This is a genomic window from Massilia pseudoviolaceinigra, from assembly GCF_030846505.1.
GTDB lineage: Bacteria > Pseudomonadota > Gammaproteobacteria > Burkholderiales > Burkholderiaceae_D > Telluria_A > Telluria_A violaceinigra.
In genome coordinates this window covers 15,456-34,855 of record NZ_JAVCWL010000004.1, presented here as the reverse complement: position 1 = coordinate 34,855, position 19,400 = coordinate 15,456, and the positions used below count along the sequence as shown (strand labels likewise).

Genomic DNA, 19,400 nt, shown 5'->3' with positions numbered 1-19,400 from the left:
GCGGCGCAGGCAACTGCGCCGTTTTCATTCCAACATCCCGTCTCCCGCGCGTATGCAATAAAATAGCGCGATGCAACTTACATCCATCCGCCAGCGCCTGCGCGCCTTGGGCGCCCTGCCCTTGCACGAACAGCGCGTGCTGCGCGACTGGGTCCAGGGCCGCCCCTACGATCAGGGACGGCGCCGTCCCAACGACTTCCTCCCTCTTGGCGTACGCACCGCCCTGCCCGCGCTCGACGCCGAGCTGCAGGCCATGGCACGGCTGATTTCCTCGCATCCCGGTGAAGATGGCTCGGCCCGCTTGCTGGTCGGACTGGCCGATGGCCAGGCGGTCGAAAGCGTGCTGCTGCCGCGCGATGGACTGTGCGTGTCCAGCCAGGTCGGCTGTGCGGTCGGCTGCCAGTTCTGCATGACCGGACGCGAGGGGCTCATCCGCCAGGTCAGCAGCGGCGAGATCATCGCCCAGGTGGTGCTAGCGCGCACCCAGCGGCCGGTGAAAAAAGTGGTCTTCATGGGCATGGGCGAGCCAGCCCATAATCTCGACAATGTGCTCGACGCCATTGACCTGCTGGGGACGGAAGGCAATATCGGGCATAAGAACCTCGTGTTTTCGACTGTGGGCGACCCGCGCGTGTTTGAACGTTTGGCGCAGGGCGTGGTCAAACCTGCATTGGCACTGTCGCTGCACACGACCAAGCCCGCGCTGCGCGAGCAATTGCTGCCGCGCGCGCCGCGCATCACGCCCGAGCAACTGGTCGAGGCGGGCGAGCAGTATGCCCGGCTGACCGGCTACCCGGTGCAGTATCAGTGGACCCTGCTCGAAGGCATTAACGATGGGGAGGACGAGATCGACGGCATCGTACGCCTGTTAAAAGGCAAATATGCCGTGCTGAACATGATTCCATACAATACGATTCCGGATCTGGCGTTTAAGCGGCCCAGTTGGGAGAGTGCGCGTGCCATTGCCGCCACGCTCCATCAGCGCGGTGTGCTGACCAAGCTGCGCGATTCGGCGGGGCAAGATGTCGACGGCGGCTGCGGGCAACTGCGCGCACGCGCCGCAGCACCGGTGCGCAGGACGATTACGATCGGCCGGGCAGGCGCGGCCTAACCGTTCGGTCTGTCAGGGGGCATGGCGGGGTCATCGCGTCATGGGGCAGCTTGCCCTGGCGCGGTCTGCACCGTTCCCGCCGCTGCGGGCATGAGAAGCTGTGTGCCTGTGTAGCTGTGTGGCTGAGAAGCTGTGCCCCTGAGAAGCTGTGTGCCTGAGTAGTTGCGTGCCTGAGTAGTTGCGTGCCTGAGTAGCTGCGTGCCCGGGCCGATGCGTCTGGGGCCGTCTGGTGCGATCCCTGACCTTTGCGCCCCTGACCTTTGCCCCCCGTCCGGCCGGTTCTTTAGCGGGCCGGAACGCCCTGCCCGGCCTCCGCCTCGGTCGGCTTGCGCGTCACCCAGTTGTCGTACTTGCGCTCAAGCCGGCGTGAGGTGCCGTCGCGGTTCATGGCGTCGAGCGCGGCATTCATCTTGTCGATCACGGCGTCGGGAATGGCGCGGTTGCAGGCGAGATAGACCTTGATCCGGTTAAATACCAGCACCGGCACAATCTTCCCCGCCCAGCCGTTTTGTTCGAGCACGCCGCTGCCAGGACGCAAACCGGCAGCCCACAGGTCGATCCGGTTCATCAACAGTTTTTGCGGATTGAGCATGTCGTTCGGCGCCGGATCGACCTGGAAACCGCGCGAACGCAGATAGTCGTCGCGCGCGTCGCCGTTGTAGGTGCCGATGCGCAGCGCGCGCGCCTCTTCCAGGGTGTTGAGCTGATAAGCGCGGTCGGCCCGTCCCAGCAGCACCCACTCGCCCTCGTCGGTCGGCCCGACCCATTTGAACAGCCGCTCACGCTCGGGGGTGCGGGTGGTCGCGTAGACGCAGCCGTCGGGCCGCTGCACGGCCGCAGTGTAGGCGCGCTTCCAGGGCAGCAGGTCGATCGAATAGCTGATCGACGTACGCGTCATGATTTCGCGGATTTTTTCGGTGGAATAGCCAATCACGCGCTCGCCATCGAGCATGCTGGCCGGCGGCGAATATTCGGTCGTGATGTACAGCCGGGGCGGCGCCTGCGGCAAGCCGGCACGGACAGGCGCCCCAGCCAGCAATCCCGCAACAAGTAATAACTGCTTCACCATACCCGGCCTTTGCGATTCCCTCGTCAAAGCATACCAGTTCCCGCCTTGGGGCGGCAATCGTGCTGCTGAGTACGAACCAGCCGGAGGAAATTTAGTCCGCGAATGCAAAAAAGGGATGGAAGTTGGCGCTGACTAAGTCATTGTGTCCGTGACTTTCACACCGTCACTCCTGCCACTGGCAGGCATGACGGCGTTACGTTCGAAGCCAATCACGCCGGTCAAGCTCCACGCAGCGGGCAATGCCGCCGGAAAGACACATGCCAGGACTTACGCCTGCACTTGCGCCAGCGCCACGGTGGCGTGACGCGCCACCAGTTCGTGATACAGCGCGGTGTAGCTCTTGGCCATCTGCTCGGCGGTGAACAATTCCCAGTAGCGTGCTTCGGCGCGCTCACCCATGGCTTGCGCCAGTTCCGGGTTATCCCACAGCTTGCGCATGGCGTCGCCGAACGCTTGCGGATCGCTCGGCGGCACGACCAATCCGGTTTCCGCATCGATATTGATGTAGGTCGTGCCGGTGCCGATCTCGCTCGAAATCATTGGCTTGCCGTACATCGCCCCTTCCAGCAGCGAAATGCCGAACGCTTCCGAACGCAAATGCGACGGGAACACCAGTGCGTAGCACAGGGTCAGCAAGGCCACCTTGTCGGCCTCGTCGAGCGCGCCGACGAACAGCACGTGGGTCAGGCCGAGCCGCTCGGCGTGCGCCTTGAGCTCGCTCTCGATCGGACCGGCGCCGACGATCACCACCGGATAATCGGTATTGGCGACCGCATCGAGCAAAATATGCAAGCCCTTGTAATAACGCAGCACACCGACGAACAGGAAAAAGCGCTCGCCGATCTGCGCGCGCCATTTGTCCATGCGCGCCTGGTCCGGTTCCGGATAAATGGTCTTGTCCAGGCCGTAGGTGATGACGCGCGTCTTGTCGCGATAACGGTCAAGCACGGCCGACGATGCCATGTAATTTGGCGAGGTGGCGACGATGGTGTCGACACTTTGCAGGAAGCGGTGCTTGAGCGGCTGGTACAGGCGCAGCAACTGCTTCTGGCGCACGATGTCGGAGTGGTAGGTCACCAGGCTCGGCTTCTTGATGCGCGAAATAAAGTGCGCCAGGTCCATAAACGGCCACGGGAAATGGTAATGCACCACGTCCGCTTCTTCGGCCATGCGCGCCAGTTCGCCGAACGCAGCCAGCGAAAAACCGGTCGAGGAAATCTCGAAGTCGAGCGGCAGCAGGCGCACCTTGTGGCCTTCGAATTCGACGTCGCGCTTTTCCTTCTGGCGCGTGAGCGTCAGTACCTCATTGCGCACGCCCAGGCGGCCGGTGCCGACGCACATCTGCCGGATGACCTGCTCGACGCCGCCCACCGATTCCGGGAAATAGGTTTTATAGAAATGTAGGACACGCATAGTTTCGCAAGTGGCTCAGTACGACGGCAAATTATTGTGAAAGGACGGCACGATACACGGCGGCGGTCTGCAGCGCGGTGTCGTGCCAGGTCAACTGGGCTGCGCGAGCGCGGCCCGCCGCAATGCAACGCGAGCGCAGCGCATCGTCGCGCGCCAGCGCTTGCATCGCCGCGGCGATGTCACCAGTGTTGCCCGGATCGACGTCAAGCGCCGCGCCCCGGGTTACTTCCGGCAAGGAACTGCTATTCGAGGCCACTACCGGCACCCCCGATGCAAACGCCTCGACGACGGGGATACCGAAACCTTCGTACAAGGACGGAAACACAAACACGCCCGCGCCCGCATACACATGGCGCAGGCCGTCGGCGCCGGTCAGCTGGTTCAGCCATACGACCTGCTCGCCACCCTGCTGCGCCGCCTTGATACGCGCGATCAGCTCTTCGCAGCGCCAGCCGGCGCTACCGACAATCACCAGCTGGCGCTCGGCCCGCAGCGCGTCCGGCAAACTCAGGTAGGCACTGAGCAGGCGCTCGACGTTCTTGCGCGGCTGCAAAGTACCGACAAACAAAAAATAGCCCGCGCGCAGACCGTTGCGGAGCAAGGTCGCTGCCACCGCCGACGCATCGGGCGCTTGTAGCCACGCCGCATCGACGCCGTTGGGCACCACGCTGATCCTGTTTTCATCTACCCCGAAGCATTCGACCAGTTCACCGATCGCAAAGTTCGACACCGCGATCACATGTTGTGCCTTGCGCGCGGCTTTTTGCTGCATCCAGTTCTTGGCGCGCCGCATGCCGGGGCTGCACCACTGCGGATACTTGATCGGCAGCGCATCGTGCAGGGTCGCCACCACCGGGCAATCCATGCGCACGATACGGTAATCGGTCGCGTGAAAAATATCGGCCGGCATGTGCACCCGGTTCGCCCCCGGGGTGAGCAGGTCGGTCAGGCTGGCCGCTTCGAACGATTGCGGCATCGCCTGGCCCACGCTGATCGCCGTGGCGTCGCCGCGCAGGCGCGGATACGACCAGGCGGCCACATCGCAGCCGGCCTGCGGCAAGTGCTGCAGCAGCGCCTGGGTGTACACGCCGATCCCGTCCAGTCTTCCGCCGGTCAGGCCCGGTTCGATCATGGTCGTTCCCAGGCCGACGCGCAGGCGGCTCACGCCTGGTACATCCAGCGCAGCGTGTCGGCGAGCGGAATCGGGGACATGGCCCCGATCGCGCTGCGCAGTTTTTCATTGTTGCCCATCAGGACCAGCACATCCTTGGCGCGCACAAACGCCGGATTGACCTTCACTTCGATCCGGTAGCCGGCAATCGACTCCATCAGCGCGATGACCTCGCCCAGCGAATGCGCCTGGCCGGAGCAGATATTGAAGGTCTGGCCGGCGACGTTGGCCACCAGCAGGCGGCGGTAGCTGTCGGCCACCATGCGCACGTCGGAAAAATCGCGCGCGATGGCTTGGTTGCCCAGTTCGATCACCGGCGCCGCCTTGCGGAAATGCGAAACGATTTTGGGCAGCAGGAAATTGTCATCCTGGCCAACGCCGGTATAATTGAATGGCCGCACGATAATGATCGGCAGCTTGTCGCCCCACAACTGCGCCATGTGTTCCATGGCCAGCTTGCTGACGGCATAATCGTTGGCCGGCGCGGGCGCCAGGGACTCATCGATCTGGCCGACGCTGGCGTTGCCGTAGACATTCGCGGACGATGCCAGCAGCACCGCCGACGGCTGGTGGCGCTGGGCCGCCAGCGCTTCGAGCAGGTTGCGGGTACCGACGATGTTGACGCGGTAAATCAGTTCGGCGTTGGCATGCGCAACAAAAGCGATGCCGGCCAGGTGCACCACGACGTCCGGCTGCACCTGTTCGACCATGGCGGCCACGGCGGCGCGATCAAGCAGGTCGACCGCGAACACATCGGGTTCAGGAGCATCGCTCCCATGGCCCGGCACCACGGTACCGAACACGCGATAGCCGGCAGCGGCCAGGTCGCGCGCCACGTAGCGCCCCGTGAAGCCGTGCAGGCCGGTGATCAGGGCACGTTTGCCCTGCCCTTCGGCGCCGGGCGCGGGGGACGTTTCCGTGACCATGCCCGTCATATCAGAAGGAAAAACCCTGTTCGTTGCGGCGCATGTCGGCCTCGACCATCATCTGGCACAACTGCTCCAGCGTGGTTTTCGGCGCCCAGCCCAGTTCGCGCATGGCCTTGGCCGGATCGCCGATCAGCAACTCGACTTCGGCAGGACGGTAGAACTTGGGACTGATGCGCACCAGCAGCTTGCCGGTACGGGCGCAATGGCCTCTCTCGGCTTCGCCCGTGCCCGTGTATTCGATATCGATGCCCGCGCCCTTGAACGCCATGGTGACGAAGTCGCGCACGGTTTCGGTACGGTTGGTGGCCAGGATGAAGGTGTCGGGCTGTGCGGCCTGCAGGATGCGCCACATGCCTTCGACGTATTCCTTGGCATAACCCCAGTCGCGCTTGGCGTCGAGATTGCCCAGTTCCAGCACGTCGAGCTTGTTGAGCACGATCTTGGCGACCGAATCGGTGATCTTGCGGGTAACGAATTCACGGCCGCGCAGAGGCGATTCGTGATTGAACAAAATGCCGCTGGAACCGAAGATGCCATACGACTCGCGGTAATTGACCGTCATCCAGTGGGCGTACAGCTTGGCCACACCGTACGGGCTGCGCGGGTAGAACGGGGTATCCTCGACTTGCGGGATGGCCTGGACCTTGCCGAACATTTCGGAGGTCGATGCCTGGTAGAAGCGCGCTTTCGGGTTGACGATGCGAATCGCTTCGAGCAGGTTAACTGCCCCCAGACCCGTAATGCTTGCGGTAGCAACTGGCTGCTCGAACGACACACCGACGAAACTCTGGGCCGCGAGGTTGTACACCTCGTCAGGCTCGGCGGTCTGGATCAGGCGTATGCTGGACGACAAATCGGTCAGGTCGTATTCGACCAGGCGCAGATTTGGATGAGCCTGAATACCAAGCTCTTCGATACGCCAGAAATTGACCGAACTCGTGCGCCGATACGTCCCGGTGACTTGGTAGCCCTTTTCAAGCAACAACTGCGCAAGGTAAGCGCCATCTTGCCCGGTGATCCCGGTAATCAGGGCTTTTTTTGTTGTTTTTTGCATATTCGTGATATTCGTGTGTAGTTGGAGAGCGGTAATCTGCACGGCCAACTCGCAGTTAACAACTCAGCATTGTAACAGAATCGCTTTGATCATTCTTTACGCAAAAAAGTTCCGTGCAATATGAACAACAACTAGCGTGGATATTATGCCCCGATTGCCGGGACGGGCGGCGCCAGCTTACGCATTGTTACGCCTATCTTGAACTGTAATGAAATGTAATAATGCACGTTTATCCTGTGCGAATTTACTACAAAAAACGGCCGGCATCGATGACGATGCCGGCCGTTCTGGCGCGCAAAACACAGCGCGGTGTTACTTGCCGATCAGCGCTCCGAGACCGCGTCGACCACGCACAGGGCCGTCATGTTGACGATCCGGCGCACCGTGGCCGATGGGGTCAGGATGTGCACCGGCTTGGCGCAGCCGAGCAGCACCGGGCCGATCGCGATGCCGTTGCCGGCCGCGGTCTTGAGCAGGTTGTAGGCGATGTTGGCGCTGTCGATATTGGGCATCACCAGCAGGTTGGCCTCGCCCTGCAGGGTCGAGTGCGGCATCAGCTGCATGCGCAGCTTGGCGTCGAGCGCCACGTCGCCGTGCATCTCGCCATCGATTTCCAGCTGCGGCGCCTTTTGCTGCACCAGCGCCAGCGCGGCGCGCATCTTTTGCGCCGATGCACTGTTGGCCGAACCGAAGTTCGAGTGCGACAACAGCGCCGCGCGCGGAATCAGGCCGAAGCGGGTCATCTCGTCGGCCGCCATGATGGTGATCTCGGCCAGCTGCTCGGCGCTCGGGTTTTCGTTGACGTGGGTGTCGACGATGGCCATCTGGCGTTCCGGCAGGATCAGGAAATTCATCGCCGCGTACACATTGGCACCGTCGCGCTTGCCCAATACCTGGTCGATATAGTGCAGGTGCAGGCTGGTGGTGCCGAAGGTGCCGCAGATCATGCCGTCGGCGTCGCCCTTGTGGATCATCATCGCGCCGATCAGGCTGTGGCGGCGGCGCATTTCCAGCTTGGCGTATTCCTGGGTTACGCCTTTACGCATGGTCATCGCGTAATAGGTCTGCCAGTAATCGCGGTAGCGGTCTTCGTGGTCCGGATTGATGACGTCGAAATGCTCGCCTTGCTTGAGGCGCAGGCCGAACTTCTCGATGCGCTGCTCCAGCACGCTCGGACGGCCGACCAGGATCGGGCGCGCCAGCTTCTCGTCGACCACTACCTGCACGGCGCGCAGCACGCGCTCTTCTTCGCCTTCGGCGTAGACGATGCGCTTGAGTTCCGGCGGGGCCGCCTTGGCCACCGCGAACAGCGGCTTCATGAAGGTGCCGCTGCGGTACACGAACTGCTGCAGGCTGTCGGCGTAGGCTTCCAGGTTGGCGATCGGACGCGTTGCCACGCCCGATTCGACCGCCGCCTTGGCCACGGCCGGGGCGATGTGAATCAAGAGGCGCGGATCGAACGGCATCGGGATCAGGTATTCCGGACCGAACGAGAGGTTGCTGATGCCGTAGGTGGTGGCCACCACGTCCGACTGCTCGGCGTGGGCCAGGTCGGCAATCGCGTGCACGACCGCAATTTCCATTTCGCGCGTGATGGTGGTGGCGCCGCAATCGAGGGCGCCGCGGAAAATGTAGGGGAAGCACAGCACATTGTTCACCTGGTTCGGATAGTCCGAACGGCCGGTGGCGATGATGGCGTCGCCGCGCACGGCCTTGACTTCTTCCGGCAGGATTTCCGGGGTCGGATTGGCCAGCGCCAGGATCAGCGGATTGGCCGCCATTTCCTTGACCATCTCCTGCTTGAGCACGCCGCCAGCGGACAGGCCCAGGAAAATGTCGGCACCCGGCATCACTTCAGCCAGGGTGCGGTATGGCGTGTCTTGCGCGAAGCGCGCCTTGTCCGGGTCCATCAGTTCGACGCGGCCCTTGTAGACCACGCCGGCCAGGTCGGTCACGTAGATGTTCTCGATCGGGAAGCCCAGGTCGACGATCAGTTCCAGGCAGGCCAGCGCCGCGGCGCCCGCGCCCGACACCACCAGCTTGCACTCGCGGATATCCTTGCCGACCACCTTGACGCCGTTCAGGATCGCGGCGCCGACGATGATCGCGGTACCGTGCTGGTCATCGTGGAACACTGGAATCTTCATGCGGTCGCGCAACTGGCGCTCGATATAGAAGCACTCGGGCGCCTTGATATCTTCCAGGTTGATGCCGCCAAACGTCGGTTCCAGCGAGGCGATGATGTTGACCAGCTTGTCCGGATCCTGCTCGTTGATTTCGATGTCGAACACATCGATGCCGGCGAACTTCTTGAACAGCACGCCCTTGCCTTCCATCACCGGCTTGGACGCCAGCGGACCGATATTGCCCAGGCCCAGCACGGCGGTACCATTGGTGATGACGGCCACCAGATTGCCGCGCGCCGTGTATTTATAGGCGTTACCCGGGTCCTTGACGATTTCTTCGCACGGAGCCGCCACGCCGGGCGAGTACGCCAGGGCGAGGTCGCGCTGGTTGAGCAGCTGCTTGGTGGGCGTGACGCTGATTTTTCCGGGACGGGGGCTCTCGTGATACTCGAGCGCGGCGAGGCGCAGTTGCTGGCGCAGTTCTTCCTTCTTCTCTGGTGACGAATCCATGCTGGTACGGCCTTCCTGTGTACTGTCGGGGACTGAGGATTTTATCAGACGTGATCTTTCAACAAGCTACGTATTTTCACCAACTTCGGGTCAATTGCCCCAAAACATGAAAATTTCATCGCAACAAACAAAAAAGCGATCGCTCGCTCGGCGCTACAGCACGGTACACATCGCTGACAGTTGATACAAATCCTAGACAGAAACGCAATAGACCCATGCCGCGGGCCGGCCGGACAATGCACGGGCATCGCGGCGCTGCGGGCGGGAACCCTGACCCTGCGCGGCGCGAGCTTCCGCCAACCCTGTCGAAAGAGCGTCCCATGAAACCTATCCAACACTGCCTTCCCGCCGGACTGATCGCCGCCACCCTGCTGACCGGATGCGGCGGTGGCGGCGGCGACGGGGGCAAACCCTTGCCCCCTCCCGCGCCGGACCCGATCGCGCGCGTCGATGTGCTGATGAATCACGAGCGCGGCATGAACTCGATTACCATCGACGACAAGAATGCCTACGTCGCGCTGACCAATACCGAAACCGACGGCAGCGCCATCCTGGCCACCGCGCGCGGGGTCAGCGTCAAGTCGGCCTGGCAAACGGTCGGCCTGGGCAAGTGCAAGCTGCCGGCCAGCGATCAGGTCGAAACGCGGCGCGCGGCCGAACTGAAGCAGGTTGACGGCAAGACGCTCCTGATGCAGCCGGCCTGGGGCAGCGCCGACGAACATACCTTGTGCGAGCTGGACCAGGCGAAGATGAGCTTCATCCCCAAGGACAAGGACTTCCGGATCTGCTACGCAACCTATTGCGAACGCATGTACGTGGCCGATGTCAAGGCGGTCGGCAAGCGCTGGTTCGCCAACGGCGGCGCCGGGCAGAATGTGCAGGTCTCGAACGACCAGGGCGCCACCTGGCGTCCGATCATGGGGACGATGGACAGCATGAGCTGCACCCACCAGTCGTTCGAGGTGGTGGGCGGGCGCCTGCTGACGGGCGGCGAATGTCCGCTCGACATGGCCTACGTGCGCGCCTACACCATGAACGCCGACAATTCCGCGCTCGCTTCCACGGTCCCCGTGCAGTTGAGCGTGCCGGAACTGGAGAACCGCAACGTGCATCTGATTACCACGCTGGGCAAGAGCGAGCGCGTGTTCATCGGCGTCGAAGGCGGACTGCTGCGCAGCGATGACAGCGGCAAGAGCTACAAGTTCGTGCTCAAGCAACCGCTGACGGGCGGCGTCAACTATCCCTACATCACCCAGTTGCTCTCGCCTGCCGGTAAGCCCAACGTGATCGTCGCCGCCGGTTTCGACAAGGCCAAGGGCTTGCCCTATTTAGCATGGTCGGCGGACAACGGCGACCAGTGGACCGACCTGTCGACCCTGCTGCCGGGTTACAAGCGTACGTCGGCGGACGCCACCAGCCAGGTGACCTCGATCGCGGAAGATGCGCAGGGACGCATCCTGGTGACGGTCAACGAAGAGTTCCAGAAAAAAGGCCGCCTGGTGGAGGTCAAGCTGGGCCGCCTGTAAGGTGCCGACGCGGAGCTGGCATGGCTGTACAATCGCGCATGCTCTCCGAATTCGACCTCATCAAGCAGTACTTCAAACGTCAGCGCCCGGGCCGGGCCGCGCTGGGCATCGGCGACGATTGCGCGCTGCTCGCCCCCGCCCCCGGCATGCAGATGGCCATTTCATCCGACATGCTGGTCGAGGACCGCCATTTCTTCGCCGGTGCCGATGCGCGCATGCTGGGCCACAAGTGCCTGGCGGTGAACCTGTCGGACCTGGCCGCGATGGGTGCGCGGCCGCTTGCTTTTACGCTGGCGCTGGCGCTGCCGACGGCCAATCCCGACTGGCTGGCCGGGTTTTCCGCCGGCCTGTTCGCGCTGGCCGACCAGCATGACTGTGAACTGATCGGCGGCGACACCACCAAAGGCCCGCTGAACATCTGCATCACCATTTTCGGCGAACTGGCGCCCGGCCACGCGCTGCGGCGCGATGCCGCCATCGCCGGCGACGACCTGTGGATTTCGGGCACGCTGGGCGACGCCCGCCTCGCCCTGGCCGGCTACCGCAAGGAATACCGGCTCGACGATGCCGCCCTGCTCGCGGCCGGTACCCGCATGCACACGCCTGCCCCGCGCGTGGCGCTCGGCCTGGCGCTGGCCGGCGAGCGCCTGGCCCACGCCGCCATCGATATCTCCGACGGCCTGGTGGGCGACCTCGGTCACATCCTGGCCGCCTCAAACGTCGGCGCCACGCTCGACGTCGACGCGCTGCCCGCCGGACCGGTACTGGCCGCGCAGCCGCAGGCGCTGCGGCGCCAGTTCTGCGCCGCCGGCGGCGACGATTACGAGTTGTGCTTCACGGCCCCGAGTTCACGGCGCGACGCCATCGTGGCAGCCGGTCATGCAAGTGGCACTGCGGTTACGCGCGTCGGGACAATCGACGCCGCACCGGGCCTGCGCCTGGTCGACGCCGCCGGCCTCGCGCTCGACCTGAAGCTGGCCGGTTTCGACCACTTCGCCAGCGCCTGACTGACTCTATTCCGCCGGCACCTGCCCAGCCTCGGCAAAGTGCGCATTATGCGGATCGTCCTTGGGCCCATTCATCAGCCAGTAATGATGGAAGGCCAGGCGCACGTTATCGCGCAGCTGCGTCTCGTCCCACGGCTTGGTGTAGAAGCGGTAGATCGCGCCGCGGTTGATCGAGTCGAGCACCGCTTCAAGCCCCGTGTAGCCGGACAGGATGATCCGTATCGTGTCCGGATACAGTTCCTTGACCTTGCTCAGGAACTCGGTGCCGCTCATGCCCGGCATGCGCTGGTCGCACACGATCACCTGCACCGTGTGCAGCGCCAGCAGCTCGAAGCCTTCGGCCGGCGACACCCCCGTCAGAATCCGGTAGTTATCGCGCTTGAACAGCCGGTGCAGCGACGACAGCACATTGACGTCGTCGTCCACGATCAGCAAGGTCTGGCGATGGCTGTCGGGCGACTCCGGCTCGGACGGCTGCGCCACATTGGCCAGCACCATCTCGCCGAACTCCGCGGCCGGCAGCGGGCGGCTGAAATGAAAACCCTGCACTTCGTCGCAGCGGTGGCGCCGCAGGTAAGCCATCTGCGCCGGTGTCTCCACCCCTTCGGCGATCACCTGCATGTGCAGCGAATGCGCCATGCCGATGATGGCCAGGGCAATCGCCGCGTCGTCCGGATTGACCGTCACGTCGCGCACAAAGGCGATGTCGATCTTGAGCTTGTCGATCGGGAAGCGCTTCAGGTACGCCAGGCTCGAATAGCCGGTGCCGAAATCGTCGATCGCAATCGTGATGCCAAGCTGCTTGAGATTGCCCAGCACCGCAATCGTGTGCTCGGCGTTGGACATCAGCGCGCTTTCGGTCAGCTCCAGTTCGAGCAGCGTCGGGTCGATCCCGTGCCGGCTGACCGCCGCGCGGATTTCGCCTTCCAGGTCGCCTTCGACGAACTGGCGGCTCGATACGTTGACAGCCACGCGCACGTCGCCCACGTCGCTGGCCGACCATAGCGCGATCTGGCGGCAGGCTTCGTCGATCACCCACGCGCCGACCCGCACGATCAAGCCGGTTTCCTCCATCACCGGCACGAATTCGACCGGGAACACCAGGCCATAGCCGGGCCGGTTCCAGCGCAGCAGCGCTTCGGCGCCGCTGATGCGGCCCGTGCGCAGGTTCACCTTGGGCTGGAAGTACAGCAGGAATTCGCCGTGCTCCAGCGCGTGGCGCAGCGCCAGTTCAAGATCGAGCCGCGCCAGCACCTGCACGTTCATGCCGGCGGTGAAAAAGCGGTAGCCGTCGCGCCCCGCTTCCTTGGCGCGGCCCATGGCCGTGTCGGCGTACTTGATCAGGGTCTCGGGGTCAAGGGCGTCGTCCGGGTACATGGCGATGCCGATGCTGGCCGTCAGGCCGGCCTGCTTGCCCTGCAGGTCGAACGGCGCGCGCAGCGTGTCGCGCACTTCGTTGGCGACGTTGACGGCGTCCTGCTGGTTGCGCGTCATCGTCAGGATGAGGGCGAATTCGTCGCCGCCCAGGCGCCCGACCGTGTCGCGAATGCGCACGCACTGCACCAGGCGCGTGCTGAACTGGCGCAGCAACTCGTCGCCCAGGGCCGAGCCGAGCGAATCGTTGACGGTCTTGAAGCGGTCGAGCGCGATGAACAGCACCACGATGCGCCACTGCTTGTCCTGCGCCAGCTCGATCGCTTCGCGCAAGGTCTGGTAGAACAGGGTGCGGTTGGGCAGGCCGGTCAGGCTGTCGTAGCTGGCCAGGTGGGCCAGGCGCTGGCGCGCGGCCAGGCGCTCGCTGATGTCGCGCGCGACGGCGATCAGCATGCGCGTGCTGCCCACGCTCTGGGTTTGCCAGTAGACTTCAACCGCCACTTCGCGCAGGTCGGCGCGCGTCAGGTGGTCTTCGACCAGGTCGGGGTAGCGTATCGCGTCGCGCTCCGGGTCGGCCTGGCGCGCCAGCTGCCCCGGGCCGGCCAGGCCGTACACCGTGGGGTCCAGGCGCAGCAGCTCGTCGCGCTGGTAGCCGAGCATGCGGCAGGCGCCGTCGTTGACGTCGACGACCGTCATGCTGCCGGTGTCGATCAGGAAGATGGCGTCGTTGGTGGCGTCCATGGCGCTGCGAAAGCGCTGCAGTTCGGCGGTGCGCTCGCGCACCGTCTGTTCGAGCAGGGTGCCGTAGCTCTTCGATTCGCGGTGCAGCAGGCGCACTTCGAGCATGTTGCGGATGCGCGTGAGCACTTCGACCGGGTCGAACGGCTTGCCGACGAAGTCGCGCGCGCCGGCGTCGAGCGCGGCCAGCTTCTTATCCGGTTCGGCCGTCACCACCAGCACCGGCAGGTAGGCTTCGGTTTCCATGGGCGCCAGCGCCTCCATCACCTGGAAGCCGCTCATGCCCGGCATGTGCAGGTCGAGGATGATCAGGTCGTAGCGGTGCTGGAGGTGCCTGGCCGCTACTTCGCGCGGGTCGGTGGTGCTGCTCACATTGGTGTAGCCGGTGGTCGTGAGCAGGTATTCGAGCAGCTGCACGTTGACCAGCTGGTCGTCGACGATCAGGATGGCAGCGTTGTGGATGTCATCGAGGGATATCATGGATTCCGCGCTTTCTGCGCAAGCTGCCGCGTGTCGGCGAATGCAAGGGTGCTGTCGATCGCCTCGTTGAATTCGTCAATGTTGATCGGTTTTGTGAGGTAACGGAAAAAGCCGCTGGCCAGCCCGCGCTCGACATCGCGCGGCATGGCGTTGGCGGTCAGCGCGATGACCGGAATATGCGCCGTGCGCGGATCGCTGCGCAGTTCCTTGAGCGCGTCCAGGCCGCTCACGCACGGCAGGTTGATATCCATCAGGATCACGTCCGGCAGGTGCGCCTTGGCCAGTTCGATGCCCAGGTGGCCGTCCGGCGCGGTCAGGAGGTGCAGGTCGGGCCGGAAGCGCACGATCTCCTGCACCAGCTTCAGGTTGGCCGGGTTGTCTTCGACGTACAGCAGGCTGTGGTCGGCCAGCGGCACGGGCGCCGGCTTGTGTTCCAGCGTCAGCACCACCGCTTCGCCAACGGCCGACGGCACCGGCTGGGTCAGGCCCAGTTCGATCCAGAACACGGTGCCCACGCCGACGCTGCTCGAGACGCCGATTTCGCCGCCCATCAGCTCCACCAGGCGGCGCGTGACGACCAGGCCGATGCCGGTGCCTTCCTCGCTGCCGTTTTCCTGTCCCAGGCGGTTAAACGGCTGGAACAGGGACGAGATCTGCTCCGGGCGCAGGCCCATGCCGGTATCCTGCACCGACAGGCGCACGCGGTTGGCGGTGATGACGCTGCAGTCGCACACCACCGCGCCCATCTCGCGGTTGTACTTGATGGCGTTCGAGAGCAAATTGAGCAGCACCTGTTTGAGGCGCGTGCGGTCGGCCTGCACCACGGCGCCCGGCGCGTCCGGGAACAGCATGCGGATCTTGCGCTGCTGCGCCAGCGGTTCGGTCATGTTGCGGCACTCGACCAGCATGTCGGCCAGCGCCACCGGCTCCATCGACAATGTGACGGTGCCCGATTCGACCTTGGCCAGGTCGAGGATTTCGTTGATCAAGGTGAGCAGGTGGCGCCCGGACTTGAGAATGTGGCCGGCGAACTCCTTCTTTTGCGACAGCGTCGAGGGCAGCGATTCGGACGTCAATATCTGGGCGAAGCCGAGAATCGCGTTGAGCGGCGTGCGCAGCTCGTGGCTCATCGACGACAAAAAGGCCGACTTGGCCTGGTTGGCGTTCTTGGCCGCCGCCATGGCCACTTCCAGTTCGGCGTTGGTCAGTTCCAGCTGCATGGTGCGCTCGTGCACGCGCACCTCAAGCTGCTCGTTGAGGTCCATGATTTCCTGCTGGGCGCGGGCGCGCTCCTCGGCTTCGCGCGCAATCGCATGGTGCGACGTTTCGAGCGCGCCGGTGCGCTGCTCGATCTCGCCGAGCATGGCGTTGAACGAGTCCACCAGTTCGCCCGCCTCGTCGTCGCTGATGCGCGGGGCGCGGCGCGAGTAGTCGCGCGTGCTGACCACTTCGCGCGCGGTTTCGGTGAGCGCGACGATCGGCGCGGTGACGATGCGCCCGAGCCGGCGCGTCATGAGCCAGGCGATCAGCATCGCCAGCGCGATCACGCCGGCGGCGATGCTCAGGTAGTCGACCGCGCGCGCGACCAGCGTGTATTCGGCGCGCAGGTACACGGTGCCGAGCAGTTCGCCGTTTTCGACCACCCTGCGGTACAGCAGCAGGTCGTCGCCGCTCACGCGCAGGTCGTCGGTCTGGGGGCTGACCGGGAACGGATGCAGTTCGCCCGGCGCGCGGTAGGAGGCGAACAGGGCGCCCTTGGCGTCGTAGATGGCGCCGGCCCGCACCGACGGGCGAATGCGCAGCAGCGCCAGGTTTTCGGTGGCCAGGCGGGCGTCGTCGAACGTCAGCGCGGCCGACGTCATGTGGCCAAGCAGTTCGGCCTGGGTGGCCATGTCGCCCAGCAGGGCCTTGTGGTAGTTGCGCAGGTCGTAGGCGATCACGGTGCCGATCGACACCAGCAGCGCCGCCAGGGTGGTGAGCATCACCACCGTGACCAGTTTTTCACGGATCGAGCGGATGATCATGTGGCCCCCTGCACACGGTTGGCGGCGGCCAGCATGCGCGCGCTGATGCGCAGCCGGCTGGAGTTGACCTGGCCGAGGGCGACGTCGAAGCGCAGCCGGTCCTGGGCCACCACGAAAGCGATCATGCACCCCAAAGCAATGCTGTCGTCGGCGTCGGAGACGGTCAGTACCGACTGGCCGCGCGCGGCCGCCAGCATGTCGATCACGGAGGAGCGTTCGCCGGCGCCGATGAACAGGATATGGACGCCGTGCAGGGCATCGCCGCGGCGTAGCTTGCGCACCGAAATGGCGTGCCCGGCGACGGTGCGCCCGGCCACCATTTGTTCGAGCTGGTCGGCCAGGGCGTCGTTGCCGGCCACGCCGATCTGGAGCGGGCTGTCGATGCGCGTGAAGCTGCCTTCAGGCCACTCGACAAAGCCGGCGAATTTGAACAGGTAGGCGGCCTTGACCTGGTTTTCGACGCTGGGCTGGGCCGCGGCGACGCCGCTCCAGGCGAGCATCGCCAACAGCGCCGGCAGCGCCAGCGAGCGTACCGCACGCCTGCGCAATGCGAACCGGCTCAGGCCCGCCATGGCAGTTCGGCAAGCAAAAGAATCGGGGACATGGGACTCCAATCCGGATCAGACAGAAAAGCAAACTCAGCGGCAAAGCCCAGCATAGCAGAGCAACAGGCTGGCGGCGCACGGCACAAACGCCGGGCGCGCACGACGATTTCTTCAGATCCACTCTACGCTTTTTTAGGTCGCTTGGATATCCCTTTTGAAACCTTGCAACAGGGTGGACGGACAGTGTTGCAGAGTGCATGGTAAAGTAGAATCGCAGGGCCGCGCCGTCGTCGGTGCGCCCTTCCCCGATCCGTATTTTCGATCCGCAACCATGGTCCCCTGACCATCCAAAAGGAGCAACACGTGACGAACGACATTCTCGATCTTTCCGCCAGAGTCGGCCGCGCGCTGCAAGCGAAAGGCTTGCTGCTGGTGACCGCCGAATCGTGCACCGGCGGCGGGGTAGCGCAAGCGGTCACCGAGGTGGCCGGCTCGACCGGCTGGTTCGATTGCGGCTTCGTGACCTATTCCAATGCCTCGAAAACCGAGCTGCTCGATGTGTCGGCGGCGCTGATGGCGCAGCTGGGCTCGGTCAGCGAGGAAGTGGCGTCCGCCATGGCCACCGGTGCATTGGCAAACAGCAACGCGCACGTGGCCTTGTCGACCACCGGCATCGCCGGCCCGAGCGGCGCGGTGCCGGGCAAGCCGGTCGGCACCGTCTGCTTCGGCTGGGCCAGGGGCGACACCATCCTCACCGAGCGCCTGGTGTTCGCCGGCGACCGCCACGCCGTGCGCGAGCAGACCGTGGTGCACGCGCTGCAAGGGCTGCTGCGCATCATCGAATAGAAGCGCGATGGCGGATTGGCGCCATCGTCCTGTTCTTCCCCTGCGTTGACACCTGCCGGGCCGGCACGCGCACCGGCGCCGGTCATTTTCTGGAGCAATTCGATGCACAATACGGTTCATTTCATCCTGCAGGGCAAGGGCGGCATCGGCAAGACCCTGGTCTCGACCATCCTGGCGCAATGGCTGGCCGGCAAGGACGAGCGGCCCCTGCGCTGCTACGATACCGACCAGGAAAACGCCACCTTTTCGCGCTACAAGGCGATGGACGTGAAACACGTGCCGGTCATGACCGACGCGCGCAACATCGACCCCAAGCGCTTCGACGCGCTGATGATCGACCTGCTGGAAGAAGAAGGCAACTGTGTGATCGACAACGGCGCCAATACCTTTTCGCCGCTGATGGGTTACCTGCTGGAAAACGATTGCTTCGACTTGCTCAAGGAATCGGGGCGCAAGGTGTACATCCACACCATCGTTGGCGGTGGCGACACCCTGCACGACACGGCCATGGGATTCGTGTCGACCGCCAAGTCGACCAGCGTGCCGCTGGTGCTGTGGGAGAACGAACACTTCGGCCCGCTGCAATCGGCCACCGGCAAGGTGTTTACAGAATCGCAAACCTATGCCGACAATGCCGGGCGCGTGTGCGGGCGCGTGGTGCTGTCGCAACGCAACGCCGACACCTTCGGCGCCGACATCAAGAAAATGAACATCGCGCGCCTGACCGCCAATGAAGTGCGCGAAAGCGACAAATTCAACGTCATGGAAAAGCAGCGCATCAAGGTGGTGTTCCGCGACCTGTTCGAGCAACTCGACAAAGTCCAGTGGTAAGACGGCATGGACCAGCAAAAACTGCGCACCCTCGTCTTTGAGAAAACCGGCGTGCGGATCGATATCGACGATCCGATTTTTGCGCTGGTGGCGCTGAACGAGGCAGTGCTGGCCGAAGCGGTCGAGCGCCACGTGGAGCTGCTCGACGACGCCACCGCCGACCTGGCCGACCAGGTGCAGGCGCTGCAGGAAAGCGGCCACCTGGGACGCGCCAGCGGCGCCCCGGCCGATCGCGGCCCGGCCGATCGTGGCCCGGCCGAACGTGGCCCGGCCGATCGTGGCCCGGCCGAACGCGCCCCGGCGGCGCTGGTCGCGGCAGCGCCAGCCGCGGTCAACAGCCAGCCGCTGCAGGAAAAACGCATCATCGCGATTGCCGGCGGCGCGGCGCTGCTGTGCGCGTTCGTGGTGCTGATCGGCCAGGCCGTGCTGTTGCGCCCGGCCCCGGCCCCGGCCCCGGTGGTGGTGGCGAAGGAACTGACACCCGAGCAAAGCGCCGCCCTGCGCGAGGCCGACAAGCTGGCCGGCATCGTCGCCAGGCTGGATGCCAAAACGCGCGCGGCCATTGCCGCCGAGATGCAAAAACCCTGAATTGCGATAAGGAACGCTCCGCGCGGGAAAATTGCGCTATCATATCTACATATCTTCA

General features: G+C 64.3%; 15 protein-coding genes. 6 read left to right on the top strand and 9 right to left on the bottom strand.

Going from position 1 to position 19,400, the window contains the following annotated elements; translation table 11 throughout:
- The first annotated feature begins 70 nt into the window (after positions 1–70).
- The gene (locus RBA40_RS05020) at positions 71–1,111 is read left to right on the top strand and encodes an RNA methyltransferase (RefSeq protein ID WP_306646471.1); all 1,041 of its coding nucleotides are present in this window, start codon (positions 71–73) and stop codon (positions 1,109–1,111) included.
- 283 nt (positions 1,112–1,394) lie between these two features.
- On the opposite strand, the gene RBA40_RS05015 is transcribed toward RBA40_RS05020, so the two are convergent.
- The 6 genes from RBA40_RS05015 to RBA40_RS04990 form a co-directional block, all read right to left on the bottom strand.
- The gene (locus tag RBA40_RS05015; protein WP_306646469.1) at positions 1,395–2,180 is read right to left on the bottom strand and encodes a substrate-binding periplasmic protein; all 786 of its coding nucleotides are present in this window, start codon (positions 2,178–2,180) and stop codon (positions 1,395–1,397) included.
- A 267-nt stretch (positions 2,181–2,447) separates the two neighbouring features.
- A complete protein-coding gene (locus RBA40_RS05010) occupies positions 2,448–3,593 on the bottom strand; it encodes a glycosyltransferase family 4 protein (protein ID WP_306621800.1) in 1,146 nt (381 codons plus the stop codon).
- 31 nt (positions 3,594–3,624) lie between these two features.
- A complete protein-coding gene (locus RBA40_RS05005) occupies positions 3,625–4,758 on the bottom strand; it encodes a glycosyltransferase family 4 protein (protein WP_306646467.1) in 1,134 nt (377 codons plus the stop codon).
- A complete protein-coding gene (locus tag RBA40_RS05000) occupies positions 4,755–5,690 on the bottom strand; it encodes an NAD-dependent epimerase/dehydratase family protein (protein ID WP_374710452.1) in 936 nt (311 codons plus the stop codon). Before RBA40_RS05000 ends, RBA40_RS05005 begins: the two co-directional genes overlap by 4 nt.
- 10 nt (positions 5,691–5,700) lie before the next feature.
- Positions 5,701–6,747 carry a GDP-mannose 4,6-dehydratase gene (gmd, locus tag RBA40_RS04995; RefSeq protein ID WP_306646463.1) on the bottom strand — a complete coding sequence of 349 codons (1,047 nt, stop codon included), beginning with the start codon at positions 6,745–6,747 and terminating at the stop codon, positions 5,701–5,703.
- 323 nt (positions 6,748–7,070) lie between these two features.
- Positions 7,071–9,383: an NADP-dependent malic enzyme gene (locus tag RBA40_RS04990; protein ID WP_306646461.1), complete on the bottom strand. Its 2,313-nt coding sequence runs from the start codon at positions 9,381–9,383 to the stop codon at positions 7,071–7,073.
- Between the two features lie 320 nt (positions 9,384–9,703).
- Between RBA40_RS04990 and RBA40_RS04985 the strand changes: the two genes are divergently transcribed.
- Both RBA40_RS04985 and thiL read left to right on the top strand, forming a co-directional pair.
- Positions 9,704–10,909, top strand: coding sequence for a hypothetical protein (locus tag RBA40_RS04985; protein ID WP_306646459.1), 1,206 nt, complete (start codon positions 9,704–9,706; stop codon positions 10,907–10,909).
- A gap of 38 nt (positions 10,910–10,947) precedes the next feature.
- Complete coding sequence (thiL, locus tag RBA40_RS04980) at positions 10,948–11,916, top strand: thiamine-phosphate kinase (protein WP_306646781.1); 969 nt, start codon at positions 10,948–10,950, stop codon at positions 11,914–11,916.
- A gap of 6 nt (positions 11,917–11,922) precedes the next feature.
- Here thiL and RBA40_RS04975 read toward each other — a convergent pair whose 3' ends face one another.
- From RBA40_RS04975 to RBA40_RS04965, 3 genes are read right to left on the bottom strand one after another with little or no spacing between them, the layout of a single operon-like run.
- On the bottom strand, positions 11,923–14,508 hold the full coding sequence (locus tag RBA40_RS04975; protein WP_306646457.1) for an EAL domain-containing protein: 2,586 nt from the start codon (positions 14,506–14,508) through the stop codon (positions 11,923–11,925).
- Positions 14,505–16,532, bottom strand: a complete 2,028-nt coding sequence (locus RBA40_RS04970) for a sensor histidine kinase, YfiR-like protein-associated (protein WP_306646456.1) — start codon at positions 16,530–16,532, stop codon at positions 14,505–14,507. Before RBA40_RS04970 ends, RBA40_RS04975 begins: the two co-directional genes overlap by 4 nt.
- Entirely contained in the window at positions 16,529–17,104 is a 576-nt protein-coding gene (locus RBA40_RS04965) for a TOL_0243 family YfiR-like periplasmic protein (protein WP_306646454.1), read from the bottom strand. The genes RBA40_RS04970 and RBA40_RS04965 overlap by 4 nt, the downstream gene beginning before the upstream one ends.
- A gap of 336 nt (positions 17,105–17,440) precedes the next feature.
- Here RBA40_RS04965 and RBA40_RS04960 point away from each other — a divergent pair, with 336 nt between their 5' ends.
- From RBA40_RS04960 to RBA40_RS04950, 3 genes are all read left to right on the top strand, one after another.
- Entirely contained in the window at positions 17,441–17,923 is a 483-nt protein-coding gene (locus RBA40_RS04960; RefSeq protein WP_306646452.1) for a CinA family protein, read from the top strand.
- Between the two features lie 102 nt (positions 17,924–18,025).
- On the top strand, positions 18,026–18,754 hold the full coding sequence (locus RBA40_RS04955; protein WP_099875007.1) for a nucleotide-binding protein: 729 nt from the start codon (positions 18,026–18,028) through the stop codon (positions 18,752–18,754).
- 6 nt (positions 18,755–18,760) lie between these two features.
- Positions 18,761–19,342, top strand: coding sequence for a hypothetical protein (locus RBA40_RS04950; RefSeq protein WP_306646451.1), 582 nt, complete (start codon positions 18,761–18,763; stop codon positions 19,340–19,342).
- Positions 19,343–19,400 lie beyond the last annotated feature (58 nt).

Excerpts from the sequence above, each read along its gene's own strand:
- RBA40_RS05020 (WP_306646471.1), top strand. The coding sequence starts at position 71 with ATGCAACTTACATCCATCCGCCAGCGCCTGCGCGCCTTGGGCGCCCTG.
- RBA40_RS05015 (WP_306646469.1), bottom strand. The coding sequence starts at position 2,180 with ATGGTGAAGCAGTTATTACTTGTTGCGGGATTGCTGGCTGGGGCGCCT.
- RBA40_RS05010 (WP_306621800.1), bottom strand. The coding sequence starts at position 3,593 with ATGCGTGTCCTACATTTCTATAAAACCTATTTCCCGGAATCGGTGGGC.
- RBA40_RS05000 (WP_374710452.1), bottom strand. The coding sequence starts at position 5,690 with ATGGTCACGGAAACGTCCCCCGCGCCCGGCGCCGAAGGGCAGGGCAAA.
- gmd (WP_306646463.1), bottom strand. The coding sequence starts at position 6,747 with ATGCAAAAAACAACAAAAAAAGCCCTGATTACCGGGATCACCGGGCAA.
- RBA40_RS04990 (WP_306646461.1), bottom strand. The coding sequence starts at position 9,383 with ATGGATTCGTCACCAGAGAAGAAGGAAGAACTGCGCCAGCAACTGCGC.
- RBA40_RS04985 (WP_306646459.1), top strand. The coding sequence starts at position 9,704 with ATGAAACCTATCCAACACTGCCTTCCCGCCGGACTGATCGCCGCCACC.
- thiL (WP_306646781.1), top strand. The coding sequence starts at position 10,948 with ATGCTCTCCGAATTCGACCTCATCAAGCAGTACTTCAAACGTCAGCGC.
- RBA40_RS04975 (WP_306646457.1), bottom strand. The coding sequence starts at position 14,508 with ATGATATCCCTCGATGACATCCACAACGCTGCCATCCTGATCGTCGAC.
- RBA40_RS04970 (WP_306646456.1), bottom strand. The coding sequence starts at position 16,532 with ATGATCATCCGCTCGATCCGTGAAAAACTGGTCACGGTGGTGATGCTC.
- RBA40_RS04965 (WP_306646454.1), bottom strand. The coding sequence starts at position 17,104 with ATGGCGGGCCTGAGCCGGTTCGCATTGCGCAGGCGTGCGGTACGCTCG.
- RBA40_RS04955 (WP_099875007.1), top strand. The coding sequence starts at position 18,026 with ATGCACAATACGGTTCATTTCATCCTGCAGGGCAAGGGCGGCATCGGC.
- RBA40_RS04950 (WP_306646451.1), top strand. The coding sequence starts at position 18,761 with ATGGACCAGCAAAAACTGCGCACCCTCGTCTTTGAGAAAACCGGCGTG.